At 69.4% G+C, this 15,264-nt stretch carries 11 protein-coding genes; 6 read left to right on the forward strand and 5 right to left on the reverse strand.

All coding sequences use genetic code 11. The annotated features are described in order from the left end of the window. The first annotated feature begins 320 nt into the window (after window positions 1-320). Together ACWIHY_RS03470 and ACWIHY_RS03475 are read left to right on the forward strand one after the other, a co-directional pair. Window positions 321-1,790: an ArnT family glycosyltransferase gene (locus ACWIHY_RS03470; RefSeq protein WP_454373915.1), complete on the forward strand. Its 1,470-nt coding sequence runs from the start codon at window positions 321-323 to the stop codon at window positions 1,788-1,790. After that, window positions 1,787-4,231, forward strand: a complete 2,445-nt coding sequence (locus tag ACWIHY_RS03475; RefSeq protein ID WP_454373916.1) for a galactose oxidase-like domain-containing protein — start codon at window positions 1,787-1,789, stop codon at window positions 4,229-4,231. Before ACWIHY_RS03470 ends, ACWIHY_RS03475 begins: the two co-directional genes overlap by 4 nt. Before the next feature lie 114 nt (window positions 4,232-4,345). Here ACWIHY_RS03475 and ACWIHY_RS03480 read toward each other — a convergent pair whose 3' ends face one another. Continuing rightward, the gene (locus ACWIHY_RS03480; protein ID WP_454373917.1) at window positions 4,346-4,975 is read right to left on the reverse strand and encodes a TetR/AcrR family transcriptional regulator; all 630 of its coding nucleotides are present in this window, start codon (window positions 4,973-4,975) and stop codon (window positions 4,346-4,348) included. Window positions 4,976-5,344: 369 nt separating this feature from the next. Beyond that, window positions 5,345-6,055, reverse strand: a complete 711-nt coding sequence (gene trhA / locus ACWIHY_RS03485; RefSeq protein ID WP_454373918.1) for a PAQR family membrane homeostasis protein TrhA — start codon at window positions 6,053-6,055, stop codon at window positions 5,345-5,347. A 222-nt stretch (window positions 6,056-6,277) separates the two neighbouring features. Between trhA and ACWIHY_RS03490 the strand changes: the two genes are divergently transcribed. Further along, a complete protein-coding gene (locus ACWIHY_RS03490; RefSeq protein ID WP_454373919.1) occupies window positions 6,278-8,101 on the forward strand; it encodes a phosphoenolpyruvate carboxykinase (GTP) in 1,824 nt (607 codons plus the stop codon). Between the two features lie 378 nt (window positions 8,102-8,479). Here ACWIHY_RS03490 and ACWIHY_RS03495 read toward each other — a convergent pair whose 3' ends face one another. Then, window positions 8,480-8,869: an SCO4983 family protein gene (locus tag ACWIHY_RS03495; protein ID WP_454373921.1), complete on the reverse strand. Its 390-nt coding sequence runs from the start codon at window positions 8,867-8,869 to the stop codon at window positions 8,480-8,482. A gap of 96 nt (window positions 8,870-8,965) precedes the next feature. Beyond that, a complete protein-coding gene (locus ACWIHY_RS03500; protein ID WP_454373922.1) occupies window positions 8,966-10,177 on the reverse strand; it encodes a pyridoxal phosphate-dependent aminotransferase in 1,212 nt (403 codons plus the stop codon). 269 nt (window positions 10,178-10,446) lie between these two features. Here ACWIHY_RS03500 and ACWIHY_RS03505 point away from each other — a divergent pair, with 269 nt between their 5' ends. Beyond that, window positions 10,447-11,643, forward strand: coding sequence for a low temperature requirement protein A (locus ACWIHY_RS03505; RefSeq protein ID WP_454373923.1), 1,197 nt, complete (start codon window positions 10,447-10,449; stop codon window positions 11,641-11,643). 110 nt (window positions 11,644-11,753) lie between these two features. Then, window positions 11,754-12,620, forward strand: a complete 867-nt coding sequence (locus ACWIHY_RS03510; protein ID WP_454373924.1) for a S1 family peptidase — start codon at window positions 11,754-11,756, stop codon at window positions 12,618-12,620. A gap of 80 nt (window positions 12,621-12,700) precedes the next feature. Here the strand turns inward: ACWIHY_RS03510 and ACWIHY_RS03515 are convergent, their stop codons facing one another. Further along, on the reverse strand, window positions 12,701-14,242 hold the full coding sequence (locus tag ACWIHY_RS03515) for a carboxylesterase/lipase family protein (protein WP_454373925.1): 1,542 nt from the start codon (window positions 14,240-14,242) through the stop codon (window positions 12,701-12,703). A gap of 105 nt (window positions 14,243-14,347) precedes the next feature. Here ACWIHY_RS03515 and ACWIHY_RS03520 point away from each other — a divergent pair, with 105 nt between their 5' ends. Next, window positions 14,348-15,256 carry a trypsin-like peptidase domain-containing protein gene (locus ACWIHY_RS03520; RefSeq protein WP_454373926.1) on the forward strand — a complete coding sequence of 303 codons (909 nt, stop codon included), beginning with the start codon at window positions 14,348-14,350 and terminating at the stop codon, window positions 15,254-15,256. The last annotated feature ends 8 nt before the right edge of the window (window positions 15,257-15,264 follow it).

Genomic DNA, 15,264 nt, shown 5'->3' on the forward strand with positions numbered 1-15,264 from the left:
AGGTGATTGTTTTGCGCGGCAACGACGCATAGGCAACACGCCGCCACCACAAACGGAATGTCAGATTCTTCTTATGTGGCATGCCCGGTGTGTGCCATGCTGCTGCGGCATGCCCGGGTCCGGGGGGTCGGATTCCGGGGAGCTGCAGGCCAGGGGGTCTTCAGGGTGGGGGGATCTGCATGAGTAATGCTGTGCTGCGCGCCAATACCCGGAACAGTCCGGAATTACGACCTCGTCACGCCGCGTACACATCTCGGAAAGCTCCGGAACCGCCGGACAGAGCAACGTTTCTCAGAGATTTCCTCTGGGTGGCTCCGCTATTGATTCTGATCGTTGCCGTACGTGCGTGGAACATCGGCAATTTCCCGTTCCCGAATGACGACGAGGGCACCTACCTGGCCCAGGCATGGGCCGTGCGCAACGGTGAACTCGCCCACTACACCTATTGGTACGACCATCCGCCGTTCGGCTGGATACAGCTCGCCGGCCTCGCCTGGCTGCCCGCCTGGCTCTTTCCCGACCTGCCGACGTTCGTCCAGGGCCGCATCGCGATGCTGCCCGTGGTCGCCGCCGGCGCCGCCCTCGTCTTCGTCGTGGGCCGCCGCATCGGCCTGGGCCGCCCGGCCGCCGCGTTCGCGATGCTGTTGTACGGGCTCTCGCCGCTCGCGGTGACCCTGCACCGGCAGATATACCTCGACAACTTCGCCGTCGTCTGGGCGCTGGCCGCGTTCGCACTCGCCCTCTCCCCGCGCCGCCACCTGTGGCACCACATCGCCGCGGGCGGCGCCTTCGCCCTCGCGATCCTGTCCAAGGAGACGATCGCGGTCCTGCTGCCCGTCGTCCTCGTGACGCTCTGGCACGGCAGTCACCCCAGGACGCGGAAGTTCTCCTTCGCCGGCTTCGGGTCGGGCCTGGTCCTCACCGGCCTCTTCTATCCGCTGTACGCGACGCTCAAGGGCGAGCTGGTGCCGGGAGCGGGCCACGTCTCGCTCATCGGCACGCTCAAGTTCCAGCTGGGCGGGCGCGAGGGCAGCGGCTCCGTCTTCGAGGACGGGACCGACGCCAACACCCTGATCCTGGACTGGTTCTCGCGCGACCCCTATCTGCTGGCGGCCGGCTGCGCCGCAGCAGTCGTAGGCCTCGCCGTACGCCGCCTGCGGCCCGTCGCCCTCGCCGTCCTGGTGCTGGCCCTGGTCGCGCTGCGCCCCGGCGGCTATCTGCCGCAGATGTACGTCGCCCAGCTGCTGCCCTTCCTCGCGCTCACCGTGACCGGGCTGGTGTGCGCGGTGATCGCCCTGGTCCCGTCCCGGCACCGCGCGATGCGCCCGGCGGCGGTGACCGCCGTGCTGGCCGTGGCCGCGGTGTTCGTCGCCCCGCACTGGTACCGAGAGGACCGGGCCACTGTGCTCGGCGACGACAACGGCGTCTACCACGCGGCGTCCCGCTGGCTCCGCGAGGCACCGGTCGCCGACCGTGAACGGACGCGTGTCGTCACCGACGGCGTGCTGTGGCTGGACGCCGTCGAGGCCGGATACCGGCCGGGCACCGGCGCCATCTGGCACTACAAGCTCGACCAGGACCCCGCGGTCGCCAAGACGCTGCCGCGCGGCTGGAAGGACATCGATTACGTCGTGTCCACACCGGCCCTGCGCGGTGAACAGCACAATCTGCCCACGCTGCGCGACCTGTTCAAGCACAGTGAACCGGTCGCGAGCTTCGGGGAGGGGGACGGCCGGATCGACATTCTCAAGGTCGACGGGCCCAACAAGCTCCAGAAGGGGGAGGGATGACCCCGTACACCAGCACAAGGAACACACGCAGACCCGGGCGCGGCAGAAAGCGCCTTTTCCTCACCGCGTTCGCCCTGCTCGCCGCGGGCTTCGGCCTGGCGCCGCTCGACGCCCCGCCCGCCAGCGCCGCACCGAACCTGATAGCCAATCCCGGTCTGGAAACGCTCGACGCGCAGGGGGAGTTCCCCGAGTGTTTCGAGAAGTCCGGCTGGGGTGACAACGACTTCACCTACACGGTGACGGACGACGCGCACGCCGGAGCCCGCGCCCTGCGCATCGACCTCACCCGCCGCGCCGACGGCGACCGCAAGGCGATGATGCTGGAGAACGAGTGCGCGCCCAAGGTCACCGAGGGGCATCAGTACGACCTGTCCCTCTGGTACAAGTCGACGTCGCCCGATGTGTCCATGACGCTCTTCCGGCACGACAAGACGGCGGGCTGGGTCTTCTGGACCGACCTCAACACCCTGCCCGAGAGCGGGACGTACGCCCGTACCGAGGTCCGTACCCCGGTCGTTCCCCCGAACACCGACCAGATCACCTGGGGCGCGGCCCTCTACGGTGTCGGCTCGCTCACCACCGACGACTACGCGATGGTCGACGCGACCGTCGTGCCCGAGCCGCCCGTCGACCCGTGTGAGGGCAAGGGCCCGGAGTGCAAGGGCCAGTGGACCGTGCAGACCGCGCCTTCGCCGGTGCGGGCCATCCATTCCGTACTGCTGCACACCGGAAAGGTGCTGCTGATCGCGGGCTCCGGCAACGACCGTGACGCCTTCGCCGCCGGCACCTTCAAGTCGTCGGTGTTCGACCCGGTGACCGGCAGGTACACCGGCATCCCGACGCCCGCGGACTTCTTCTGCGCCGGGCACGTCCAGCTTCCGGACGGACGGGTGCTGGTGGTCGGCGGGAACAAGGACTACGCGTCGGCGGACGGGACGGTCGGCTACAAGGGGCTGAAGACCAGTTACGTCTTCGACCCGAAGCTCAACAAGTACCTCAAGGTCAACGACACGCTGGCGGGTCACTGGTATCCGTCGGCGACCGCGATGGGCAACGGTGACGTGGTCTCGCTCGGGGGGCTGGGCGAGGACGCCGCCGGAACCGTCGTCAACGAGCACTTCAGTTACGCCCAGAACAAGTGGCTGCCGATGGGCGAGGCCAAGCAGGCCTGGTCGTTCTGGGGGCTGTACCCGGCGATGATCCTTCTCCAGGACGGGCGCCTCTTCTACAGCGGCAGCCACACCTTCGGGGTCGGCCTGCCCGGCACCGGATCCTCCGTCTACGACTACGAGAAGGGCACCATCACCGACGTACCCGGGCTGAGGAAGAAGGACGAGCGCGACCAGTCGGCGTCCCTGCTGCTGCCGCCCGCCCAGGACCAGAAGGTTCTGACGGCCGGCGGCGGCAATCACACCGTCTCGCCGGACGCGCACCGGCTGGTGGACCTGATCGACATGAAGGCCGCTTCCCCGGAGTACGTCGCCGGGCCCGACCTGCCGCAGGGCAAGTACAAGGACGGCACGTTCCAGAAGGGAGCCGAGGGCAAGGTCTACCTGTCGGCCGTGATCCTGCCGGACGGCAAGGTCCTGGAGACGGGCGGCGCTCTGCACACGTACCGCGAGGACCCGGTCTTCGAGGCGTCGATGTACGACCCGGTGACCAATAGGTTCGAGCCCGGGCTCGCCGCCGACCCGGTGCCGCGTACGTACCACTCCTCGTCCACCCTGCTGCCCGACGGCCGGGTCCTGAGCGTCGGCGACAACCCGGGCGACGGCTCGTTCGAGCAGCGGGTGTCGATCTACAAGCCGCCGTACTTCTTCAAGGGCGCCCGCCCGAAGATCACTTCGGTGGCCTCGCAGAACTGGGCGTACGGCTCGGCGCAGCGCATCACCGTCGACAGGCCGGTGGTGAAGGCCTCCCTCATCCGCCCGGCCGCCGTCACCCATTCGTCCGACCCGAACCAGCGCCTCGTCGACCTGCCCATGACGGTCAACGGGAACACCATCGACCTCAGCCTCACCAGCAACCCCAACCTGGCGCCGCCCGGCTGGTACATGCTGTCGGTCGTCGACGCGAAGGGCGTGCCCTCGGTGTCGAAGTGGGTGCGGATCGGCCCGCAGGGGCAGGTCGCGGCGGAGCGCGTGCAGAGTTACGCCGACGAGCTCGCGGCGCCGAAGGCGCCGGGGCACGCGGATCACGGGAAGCCGAAGTCGAAGTCGGGCGTGCGGATGCCCGAGGGGTATGACGGCTGCGACCACGCGTACGGCGAGGTCAGCACCTGCGTGCCGTGGAAGTTCCCGAAGAAGGTGCCGGCGGCCGACCGGTGCGAGTGGCTGAAGTCGAAGGGGTACGGCGTGCTGGACGTGCGGCGCGACCGGCACGGTCTGGACCGGAACAAGGACGGGAAGGCCTGCGGGAAGGGAGACTTCCGCAAGCGGTGAGCGTTCGTCCGCTCTCTTGCACCGACCGACCTCGGTGGCCCGGACCTCAGGCGGTCCGGGCCACCGCGGTCGCGCACGGTCGGCGCTCGTCGAGGGGCGGGCAGCCTGACACCCTCAGAGCCGGAAGCCGGCGTTGAGGGTGTCCAGCGTGCGGTCGACGAGGGCGATCAGGTCGTCCTGTCTGCCGTGCTCGGCCCAGTACACGGTTGTCTCCATCAGGGCGGCGACGAACCCCATCGAGACGACCCGCACTTCGAGGTCGTCCGCGCGCCGCCCCGTCCGCTCGGCCACGACCTCGCACAGCATGCGGCCGGTCACGGACATGCTCTCCATCATGCGGGCGCGCACGGCGGGCACGTCGGTCAGCAACTGCGAGCGCAGGAGCATCTCCTCGGGCTCGTGGGCGAGGGAGTGCCGCAGGGCCTGGGTCACGACGGTGCGCAGGGACTCGACGAGGGGCTCGTCGGCCGGGCGGGCGCGCAGGGCCGACTCCATCAGCGGGTCGTACTCGTCGGTGATGACGATGTCTTCCTTGGCCGGGAAGTAACGGAAAACGGTCGACGGCGAGACCTCGGCGGCTTCGGCGATCTGCTCGACGGTGGTGGCCTCGTACCCCTGCTCGGCGATCAGCCGGTAGGTCGCGGTGCGGATCGCGATCCTCGTCTTGAGCTTCTTGCGCTCGCGCAGGCCCGGGCGGCGGGGCGGGGCGGTGTCGGCGAGGGGGTGCGGGGTGTCGGCGGCCATGCCCGCCATTGTCGGGCATCGGCCCCGACGGCCTCCGGCCCTCGGGGCGACTGTCAGTGGGGCGTGTCACGATGTGTGTGGGGTAAATGAACGGTCCGTGAAAGCGCACGCATGTGCGGAGGGGAAGTACGGGAAGTACGGAAGGGGGCAGCCGGGATGCGGGTATTCGTCAACGGGTCGGCCGTCGTGGTGGCGGCGTTGTGCGTGGTGGGTTTCCTGGTGGGCGGCGGGGTCGCCGTGTTCGGGGTGGTGCTGGCCGTGGTCGCGGTCGCGGCATGGCAGGTGGCCGTGGCATCGAGGCCACGGCCACCGGGGGTGGAGCGGGTGAAAGGTCCGGACGGGAGCGGACCCGGATGCGGGAGCGGGCCGTCACTCCGAATAGGCCACCAGCGAGATGCCCACATAGTGCGCGATGAACGCGGCCAGGGTCAGCGAGTGGAACACCTCGTGGAACCCGAACCACCGCGGTGAGGGGTTGGGGCGCTTGAGGCCGTAGATCACGCCTCCGGCGCTGTAGAGCAGCCCGCCGACGATCACCAGGACGAGTACGGCGATGCCGCCCGCGCGCATGAAGTCGGGGAGGAAGAAGACCGCTGCCCAGCCCATCGCGATGTAGCAGGGGGTGTAGAGCCAGCGCGGGGCGCCGACCCAGAAGACCCGGAAGGCGATCCCCGCGAGTGCCGCCGCCCAGACCGCCCACAGCAGGGTGCGGCCGGTGGAGTCGGGCAGCAGCAGCACCGTCAGAGGGGTGTAGGTGCCGGCGATGATCAGGAAGATGTTGGCGTGGTCGAGTCTGCGCAGGACGGCCTCGCCGCGCGGACCCCAGGTGCCCCGGTGGTAGACCGCGCTGACGCCGAAGAGCAGGCAGGCGGTCAGCATGTAGATCCCGCAGGCCACCCGGGCGCGTGTGGAGTCCGTGAGGGTGATGAGCGTCAGACCGGCGACGAACACGGCGGGGAACATCCCGGCGTGCAGCCAGCCGCGCAACTTCGGTTTGACGGGGCTCGGAAGCTCGATCTCGACGGGCCCCTGTCCGGGGCCGTCTGGGTTCGCGCGCTGATCGGACTGGGCGGACGTCATACGCGCAATCCTACCTACGCCACCGTAGGTTACGACCAGGTAGGGGTGAAATGAGTGGTGATGCTCACGTGAGAGGCCCCCTGGACATATGGGCGCGCGGCACGGATCATCAGATGAGTGCGGTCGGCACCGGATGAGCGCCAACGAACCATCGTCGTGAAGCATCCGGGTCGCGGCCCCCACGGGGCATACACCTGAAAACACCCTCACTTAGGAGCAACCGTGGCGCGCGACAACGCGGCTCCCACCACCCTTCCGACGAACCACCAGGAGCTGATCTCCTGGGTCGATGAGATCGCAGCCCTCACCGAGCCGGACCAGGTGGTCTGGTGCGACGGCTCGGAGGCCGAGTACGAGAGGCTCGCAGAGGAGCTCGTCGCCAGGGGCACGTTCAAGAAGCTGGACCCGGTCAAGCGCCCGAACTCCTACTACGCCGCCTCCGACCCGAGCGACGTCGCCCGCGTGGAGGACCGCACCTTCATCTGCTCCGAGAAGGAGGAGGACGCGGGCCCGACCAACCACTGGAAGGCCCCCGCCGAGATGCGGGAGATCTTCGCCGGCGAGAAGGGTGTCTTCCGCGGCTCGATGCGCGGCCGCACGATGTACGTCGTGCCGTTCTGCATGGGCCCGGTCGGCTCGCCGCTCTCCGCCATCGGCGTCGAGATCACCGACTCGGCGTACGTAGCCGTCTCGATGCGCACCATGACCCGGATGGGTCAGGCCGTCCTCGACGAACTCGGCACCGACGGCTTCTTCGTCAAGGCCGTCCACACCCTCGGCGCACCGCTCGCCGAGGGCGAGGCCGACGTGCCGTGGCCGTGCAACTCCACGAAGTACATCTCGCACTTCCCCGAGGACCGCGAGATCTGGTCCTACGGCTCGGGTTACGGCGGCAACGCCCTGCTCGGCAAGAAGTGCTACGCCCTGCGCATCGCGTCCGTCATGGCGCGCGACGAGGGCTGGCTGGCCGAGCACATGCTGATCCTCAAGCTGACACCGCCGAAGGGCGAGTCGAAGTACGTCGCTGCCGCCTTCCCGTCCGCCTGTGGCAAGACCAACCTCGCCATGCTGGAGCCCACGATCTCCGGCTGGACCGTCGAGACCATCGGCGACGACATCGCCTGGATGCGGTTCGGTGAGGACGGCCAGCTTTACGCGATCAACCCCGAGGCCGGGTTCTTCGGCGTCGCGCCCGGCACCGGCGAGCACACCAACGCCAACGCCATGAAGACCATGTGGGGCAACTCCGTCTTCACGAACGTCGCGCTCACCGACGACAACGACGTGTGGTGGGAGGGCATGACCGAGGAGGCGCCCGCGCACCTCACGGACTGGAAGGGCAACGACTGGACCCCCGAGTCCGGCACCCCCGCCGCCCACCCGAACGCCCGCTTCACCGTCCCGGCCGGCCAGTGCCCGATCATCGCGCCCGAGTGGGAGGACCCCAAGGGCGTACCGATCTCGGCGATCCTCTTCGGTGGCCGCCGCGCCACCGCCGTGCCGCTGGTGACCGAGTCCTTCAACTGGCAGCACGGCGTCTTCCTCGGTGCGAACGTCGCCTCCGAGAAGACCGCCGCCGCCGAGGGCAAGGTCGGCGAGCTGCGCCGCGACCCGTTCGCCATGCTGCCGTTCTGCGGCTACAACATGGGCGACTACATGGGCCACTGGGTCAAGGTCGGTGCCGACAAGGACCAGGCCAAGCTCCCGAAGATCTACTACGTCAACTGGTTCCGCAAGAACGACGCGGGCAAGTTCGTGTGGCCCGGCTTCGGTGAGAACAGCCGCGTGCTCAAGTGGATCGTCGAGCGCCTGGAGGGCAAGGCCGAGGGCGTCGAGACCCCCATCGGCATCCTGCCGGCCAAGGGCTCCCTGGACACCAAGGGCCTGGACCTCTCCGAAGAGGACCTGGACTTCCTGCTCACGGTCGACAAGGAGGTCTGGCGCGAGGAGGCCGCCCTGGTCCCCGAGCACCTCAACACCTTCGGCGACCACGCCCCGAAGGAGCTGTGGGACGAGTACCGCGCGCTTGTCGAGCGCCTGGGCTGATCCCCTCCTCGCTCCACTGAACTCCGCGGCCGGGCCTTCCTGGCATCCGCCCTGACCTGTGGGGTCACTGGCCCGTCGCGGCACAGCCCCCGAAGCCCCCTCACGGCTTCGGGGGCTGGTCTTTTGCGCTTGAACCGGCGCTGCCCTCCCGGAAGTGGCTGGGCGCCGTGAAGGGTTGCTCATGTGATGACGACGGCTGTTGCCGCTCCGTCGGCAACGCTCCTCACAGGCCCCGGACTGACGGTCCGTCAAGTCGCAGCGTCTGCCGACGATTCGGCGAGGAGGAAGCCGGCGAGTCCGGTGGGGCGGTGAGTCCGGTGGGGCGGTGCATCAGTGGCACCCGGCCCGTGCGCCGCAGCGGCACGCGGGCCGGGGCCGTCAGTGGGCTCCGACGAGGCGGAGTTCTTCGAGCGCGGCCGCGTGGGCGTCCATGCGCTCGGCGGCGAGGATCGCGACCGCCGTGTCGGCGCGCGAGGCGGCGACGACCAGGGCGCGTCCCGCGAGCTCGTGGGCGCGGCGGTGGAGTGCGATCGGGGCCGCGTGGGTGAGGCCGGCGTGTCTGGCCGGCGGGGCGCCGCGCAGCCGGGCCACCTGGGTGGCGATACGGTCGGCCGCGGCGCCGAGCCCCAGCTCGTCGGTGACCGCGAGGAGGGCCGCCAGGTGTCCGGCGAGCTGGATGTCCAGCTCCTCCTCGCGGGAACGGTGCGGGAAGTCGGCCCGGTCGGCGGCCATGCGATGGACCGACTTGTTGCGGATCGGCTCGTACATGGGATGGCCTCCTACAGGGTCAGGAGACCAGCCTACATTAGATTCTGTCTAAAGTTGAGCCGAGTCGCGCCGAGGGCGCGGGTGATTCCCCGCCGTCTATCGCTGCCCGTACCCATCCAGGAATGTGCCGATACGCGTCACCGCGTCCGCGAGCTCTTCCACCGCAGGGAGTGTCACGATGCGGAAGTGATCGGGCTCCGGCCAGTTGAAGCCCGTACCGTGCACGACCATGATCTTCTCGGAGCGCAGCAGGTCGAGGACCATCTCCCGGTCGTCCTTGATCTTGTAGACCTTCGGGTCGAGGCGCGGGAAGAGGTACAGCGCGCCCTTCGGCTTCACGCAGGTGACGCCCGGGATCTGGGTGAGCAGCTCGTACGCCGTGTTCCGCTGCTCCAGGATCCGGCCGCCCGGCAGTACCAGGTCCTCGATCGACTGCCGCCCGCCGAGCGCCGTCGCCACCGCGTGCTGCGACGGCATATTGGCGCACAGGCGCATATTGGCGAGGATCGTGAGCCCCTCGATGTACGACGAGGCGTGCGCCTTCGGGCCGCAGACCGCCAGCCAGCCGCTGCGGTAGCCGGCGACGCGGTAGTTCTTCGACAGACCGTTGAAGGTGAGAGTCAGCAGGTCGGGCGCGATGGCGGCGGTCGGGGTGTGCGTGGCGCCGTCGTACAGGATCCGGTCGTAGATCTCGTCGGAGCAGATGATCAGGTTGTGGCGGCGGGCGACCTCGGTCAGCCCGCGCAGCATCTCGTCGTCGTACACCGCACCCGTCGGATTGTTCGGGTTGATGATGACGATGGCCTTGGTGCGGTCCGTGATCTTGCGCTCGATGTCGGCGAGGTCAGGCATCCAGTCGGCCTGTTCGTCGCAGCGGTAGTGCACGGCCGTGCCGCCCGCCAGTGAGACGGACGCGGTCCACAGCGGGTAGTCCGGCGCGGGGACGAGCACCTCGTCGCCGTCGTCGAGCAGTGCCTGCATCGACATCTGGATCAGCTCGGAGACGCCGTTGCCCAGGTAGATGTCCTCGACGTCGAGGTCGATGCCCTTGGTCTGGTAGTGCTGCATGACCGCGCGGCGCGCCGCCAGCAGCCCCTTCGCGTCCCCGTAGCCGTGCGCGCCGGCGAGATTGCGGAGGATGTCCTCCAGGATCTCGGGCGGGCACTCGAAACCGAACGCCGCCGGGTTGCCGGTGTTGAGCTTGAGGATGCGGTGACCCGCCGCTTCGAGCCGCATCGCCTCCTCGAGCACGGGGCCGCGGATTTCGTAACAGACGTTTGCGAGCTTCGTCGACTGGATCACCTGCATGCTGGCCACCTTACGGGTGCATAACGGGACCCGCTTCGTGTTTTTGGCCACGTGGGTGTCGTGCCCCATCCCGGAAGGCCTGCGAGCCGCTGTAAAAGCCCCCTCGGAGAACGTGCGGGGGCGTCGGCCGGTGCGGCGTACGGGCCGGGCTGCGGAATCGCTGGACCGGCGGCCGCCCGGCGGATAAGGATTGCGCCCGGCCCATGGTCCGCTCACCGCCCAAACGGCAGCCATGGCACCGCAGTTGACTGGACTTTTGAGGAGCGCGTGTGGCCACAGGCAGTGAACGTTCCCGGATGATCGCCGCGGAGGACGGACACAGGGTGACGCCTGCCGAGCTGTTCTTCGACCTGGTGTTCGTGTACGCGATCACGCAGGTCACGGCACTGATGGCCGCCGACGCGTCGGCCCAGCGGGTGCTCGGCGGGATGGTGGTGCTGGCGCTCCTGTGGTGGTGCTGGTGCTGCTTCGCCTGGCTCGGCAATGTGGTGCGGGCCGACTCGGGGGCGCTGTTCGCCGTACTGGTCGCCGTGATGGCGGTGATGCTGGTCGTCTCGCTCACCGTCCCCGAGGTCTTCGGTGAACGGCCCGGCGGTCTCCCCGCGCCCCTGGTCTTCGTTCTCTGTTACGGCGCGGTACGGCTGCTGCACCTGGTCTCGTACCGCATTGCCCACCCCGACGACCGGGTCCTGCACGCCACCCTGCGCCGTACGGCGCTGCTGTCGGTGGGGCCGCCGTTCGTACTGCTCCTGATAGGCAGCGCCCTCACGGGCCTCTGGCAGCTGCTGGTGTGGCTCGGCGCGGTGGTGATCGACTACGTCGGTATCTATGTCACCGGTGCGTCGGGCTGGCGCGTCGTCTCGCCGGGGCACTTCGCCGAGCGCTACGGCCTGATCGTGATCATCGCTCTGGGGGAGTCGATCGTCGCGATCGGCGTCGGGGTGTCCGGCTACCCCGTCACCGCTGTGGTGCTGACCGCCGCCGTCGCGGGCCTGCTGGTGGTCACCGGACTGTGGCGCCTGTACTTCCGGCTGATCGGCGAGGCGGCGGAGCACCGGCTGGCGGCGCTGGAAGGCGATGAACGGACCCGGCTGGCCCGCGACGTCTACACCTTCCTGCACCTGCCGCTCGTGGCCGGGGTGGTGCTCGCCGCGCTGGGCATGAAGAAGGCCCTGCACCAGGTGGCCGACAGCAAGCACTACGCCCTCTCCGAGCCGCTGCACGGGGTGGTGGCCTGGGCGCTGACCGGCGGTGTCGGCATGTTCCTGCTCGCGGCCGCGGCCATCCTGGTGCGTACCGGCGGCCCCAGGCCGGTCATCTTGATCGCGGGCGGCGTGGGCTGCCTGGCGGCGGGCGCCGTGGTGGTCCTGATACCGGCCCTGGCCGCGCTGGTGGTGCTGGCCGCGGCGGTGGCGGGGGCGGTGGTCCTGCACGGCCGCTCCACCCGGGTGAACGCGCCGCTGTGAACCGATTCTGATCGCGGTCTTGTCCAGCATGTGGAATCCCTCAACAATGCGCATGACAAAACCGGACGTCGCACTCCGGTCACACAGGTCGTTCAAGAGGGGACCCCCACATGAAGAAGCCTCTCGTCGGCGCGCTCTTCGCCCTGCTGCTCTTCGGAGCGGGAGCGGCGCCGGCGGCCGCGGAGACTCGTACCAGCCCCCAGCAGGCCAGCCCGCAGCAGACCCGGCCCCAGCCGGCCGTCAAGGCCGTCGACTTCGCCGGAACGGTGGCGCTCAGCAACTGTTCCGGCTCTGTTGTGCGCACGCCCGCCTCGCAGCCGGGCGACCCGGCACTCGTCCTGTCCAACGGGCACTGCCTGGAGAGCGGCTTCCCGGCGCCGGGCCGGGTCGTGGTCGACCAGCCCTCCTCCCGCACCTTCGGCCTGCTCAACTCCGCGGGCACCAAGGTGGCGACGCTCAGGGCGAGCAAGATCGCGTACGCGACGATGACCGACACCGACGCGTCGCTGTACCAGCTGACCAGCACTTACGCCCAGATCCAGAACGGCTATGGCATCAAGGCCCTGGAGCTGAGCGCCACGCACCCGGTGCAGGGCACGGCCATCAAGGTCGTCTCCGGCTACTGGAAGCGGATCTACAGCTGCAACATCGACGGCTTCGCGTACCGGCTGAAGGAGGGCGCGTGGACCTGGAAGGACTCGGTCCGCTACACCTCCGCGTGCAAGACCATCGGTGGCACTTCCGGATCCCCGGTGATCGACACGGCCACCGGCAAGGTCGTGGCCGTGAACAACACCGGTAACGAGGACGGCGCGCGCTGCACGGACAACAACCCGTGCGAGGTCGACGAGAGCGGCAACGTGACCGTGCGCAAGGGCATCAACTACGGCCAGCAGACGTACGGCTTCGTCGCCTGCATCGGCGCCGGCAGCAAGGTCGACCTGACCCGCCCCGGCTGCACGCTCCCCAAGCCGTAGTGGGAGGCCCCGGGGTGGCTGTGGCAGCCGTCCCGGGGCCTCGCGGTCTCAGAGGCGCCCGGTCTCGGAGCCGCCCTGTCTCAGGCCCCCGTTCTCTCAGGGCAGGGCCGCATGGCTGGAAACTCGACCTTGCTCCAGAGCGCCCGGATGCCGGCCGGATCCTCATGGGGCAGCCCGTCCTCGGTGTTCCAGATCTTGACCGGGCCGGTGGAGTCACCGACCGGCGGCCAGCCCGGGTCACCGTCGGCCGCGAAGCCGGCCCACGCCCGCAGCATGGCGCGTGAGAGCCGGTGGTCCGCCGCGTCGGGCGGGCCGCCGATGAGGAACGACAGCGAGTCGTTGCCGAGGTTCCCGAACGCGAAGGGGATGTCCGCGCAGTGCCAGGCGCGGACCAAGCCCTCCGGCCCGTTACGGCGTCGACGGGCGAAGCGGGACATGAACGCGCGGCCGCCCGCCCCGGCGTGCCGCTCGGCGAGACGGCTGCTGTACTCGCCGAACAGCAGGTCACCGAAGATCGCGAGGTAGACGTCGAGCACAGGCGCCTGCGGCATCAGGGCGCGGTAGCCGGTCACCAGTTCGTCGGGCAGGCCGAAGTCCGCTGCGAAGGAAGCCAGTTGGCGGCCGGTGGTCACCTTGGCGCTGCTGCCGACGGCGTCCAGGAGCCAGTACTCCTCCGTCGTGTGGCAGATCAGCAGTTCCACATCGCGGGCAACGCCGGCGGCCACTCCCGTGAGCGGGTCCGTGGGCAGGATGCCGCCGTCGACGACCGGGGCGTAGATCACGGGGTCGTAGTGGCGGTACCCGGAAGCCGGGTTCGTACGGTAGGTGCCCACCACCTGGTCGGAGGCGTCGACCAGTGCCTTCGGGCTTGCGGACTTCAGGCCCTCGGCGGTGGCGGGGCAGCCCGCCGCGGCGGCGACCTCGCGGGTGGTGGCCGCTGCGAGTTCGAGCGAGTAGCAGGGCCGGGCGACGCTGTGGGTGATGGCCCGCCGGAACAGGCCGCGGGCGCGGTCCATCACCATCAGGCAGGCGATCGAGGCCGCCCCGGAGGACTGTCCGGCGACCGTGACGTTACGGGGGTCGCCGCCGAAGGCCGCGATGTTGTCGCGGACCCAGCGCAGGGCGGCGACCTGGTCGAGCAGGCCACGGTTGTCCGGGTACGAGGTGCCGCCGTCGGCGGGTACATGGCCGAACCCCTCGAAACCGAGCCGGTAGTTGAGGGTGACGACGACGAGCCCGGCGCGCGCCAGAGCGGTTCCGTCGTAGTCGGGCTGGGCGGAGGAGCCGAAGGTGTACGCACCGCCGTGGATCCAGACGAGGACGGGCAGCGGACCGTCCTCCGGAGCCGCCACCGGCGCCGGGGTCCAGATGTTCACGGTGAGGATGTCCTCGTCGCCCGGCGACCAGGCCGGTGCGCCCGGCAGCTCGGCCGACTGCGGCGCGACCGGACCGAAGCCGGCGCAGTCCCGGACGCCCGCCCAGGCGGGCGCGGGGCGCGGTGCGAGGAACCGGTCGGCGCCGAACGGCGTGGCGGCGTAAGGGACGCCGAGGACTGCGACGACGTCGGGTACGAGGCGATGGCCGAGGACCGGACCGCGCCGCGTCTCGAAGATGTCGTTCATGAGAGTTGCCTCCAGCTGAGCACGGCAGCATGTCGGACCTCTTGCTCGGGACATGCGCGTCCCCCAAGAATGCACATGACAAATTGCCTTCGGAGGGGGATTCGAATGAAGAAGCGTCTGGTGGGTGCGCTGCTCTCGTTGGCGCTCCTGGGCGCGGGTGCCGCACCCGCGGTTGCCCTGGCCGGGACTGATTCCGCGTCCGGATCCGCGACCGCGTCCGGATCCGTGACCGATTCCGCGTCCGCGACGGCGTCCCGTGCCAGGTACAAGCCCGTCGTCGTCGACTTCGCCGGGACGGTGGCGCTCAGCAACTGTTCCGGCTCGGTGGTGCGCATGCCGCACTCCCAGCCGGACGACCCGGCGCTCGTCCTGTCCAACGGGCACTGCCTGGAGACCGGATTCCCGGGCGCGGGCGAGGTGATCGTCGACCGGCCGTCGGCCCGTACCTTCAGCCTGCTCGACACCAAGGGCGGCTCGCTCGGCACGCTCAAGGCGAGCAAGGTCGCGTACGCGACGATGACCGACACGGACGTCTCCCTGTACGAACTCACCAGCACCTACGCGCAGATCCGCGGCCAGTACGGCATCAAGGCCCTGGAGCTCAACGCCACCCACCCCGTGAAGGGAAGGTCCGTCAAGGTCGTCTCGGGTTACTGGAAGAGGATCTACAGCTGCGGCGTGGACGGCTTCGTGCACCGGCTGAAGGAGGGCGTGTGGACTTGGAAGGACTCGGTCCGCTACACCTCCTCCGCCGACTGCCGGACCATCGGCGGTACGTCCGGCTCGCCCGTGATCGACACCAGGACCGGCAAGGTCGTCGCCGTCAACAACACGGCCAACGAGAGCGGCGAGCGCTGCACCCTCAACAACCCGTGCGAGGTCGACCGGCGCGGCGAGGTGACGGTCCGAAACGGGAGCCGCTACGCGCAGCAGACGTACGGGATCGTGCGCTGCGTCGCGCACGACAGCAAGATCGACCTGGACCGGAAGGGCTGCCGGCTGCCCAAGCCGTAGTGCGCGGG

The sequence above is a fragment of the Streptomyces sp. NPDC055287 genome (assembly GCF_053646035.1).

Coding starts and splice junctions, on each gene's coding strand:
- ACWIHY_RS03475 (WP_454373916.1), top strand. CDS start 1,787: ATGACCCCGTACACCAGCACAAGGAACACACGCAGACCCGGGCGCGGC.
- ACWIHY_RS03480 (WP_454373917.1), bottom strand. CDS start 4,975: ATGGCCGCCGACACCCCGCACCCCCTCGCCGACACCGCCCCGCCCCGC.
- trhA (WP_454373918.1), bottom strand. CDS start 6,055: ATGACGTCCGCCCAGTCCGATCAGCGCGCGAACCCAGACGGCCCCGGA.
- ACWIHY_RS03495 (WP_454373921.1), bottom strand. CDS start 8,869: ATGTACGAGCCGATCCGCAACAAGTCGGTCCATCGCATGGCCGCCGAC.
- ACWIHY_RS03500 (WP_454373922.1), bottom strand. CDS start 10,177: ATGCAGGTGATCCAGTCGACGAAGCTCGCAAACGTCTGTTACGAAATC.
- ACWIHY_RS03510 (WP_454373924.1), top strand. CDS start 11,754: ATGAAGAAGCCTCTCGTCGGCGCGCTCTTCGCCCTGCTGCTCTTCGGA.
- ACWIHY_RS03515 (WP_454373925.1), bottom strand. CDS start 14,242: ATGAACGACATCTTCGAGACGCGGCGCGGTCCGGTCCTCGGCCATCGC.
- ACWIHY_RS03520 (WP_454373926.1), top strand. CDS start 14,348: ATGAAGAAGCGTCTGGTGGGTGCGCTGCTCTCGTTGGCGCTCCTGGGC.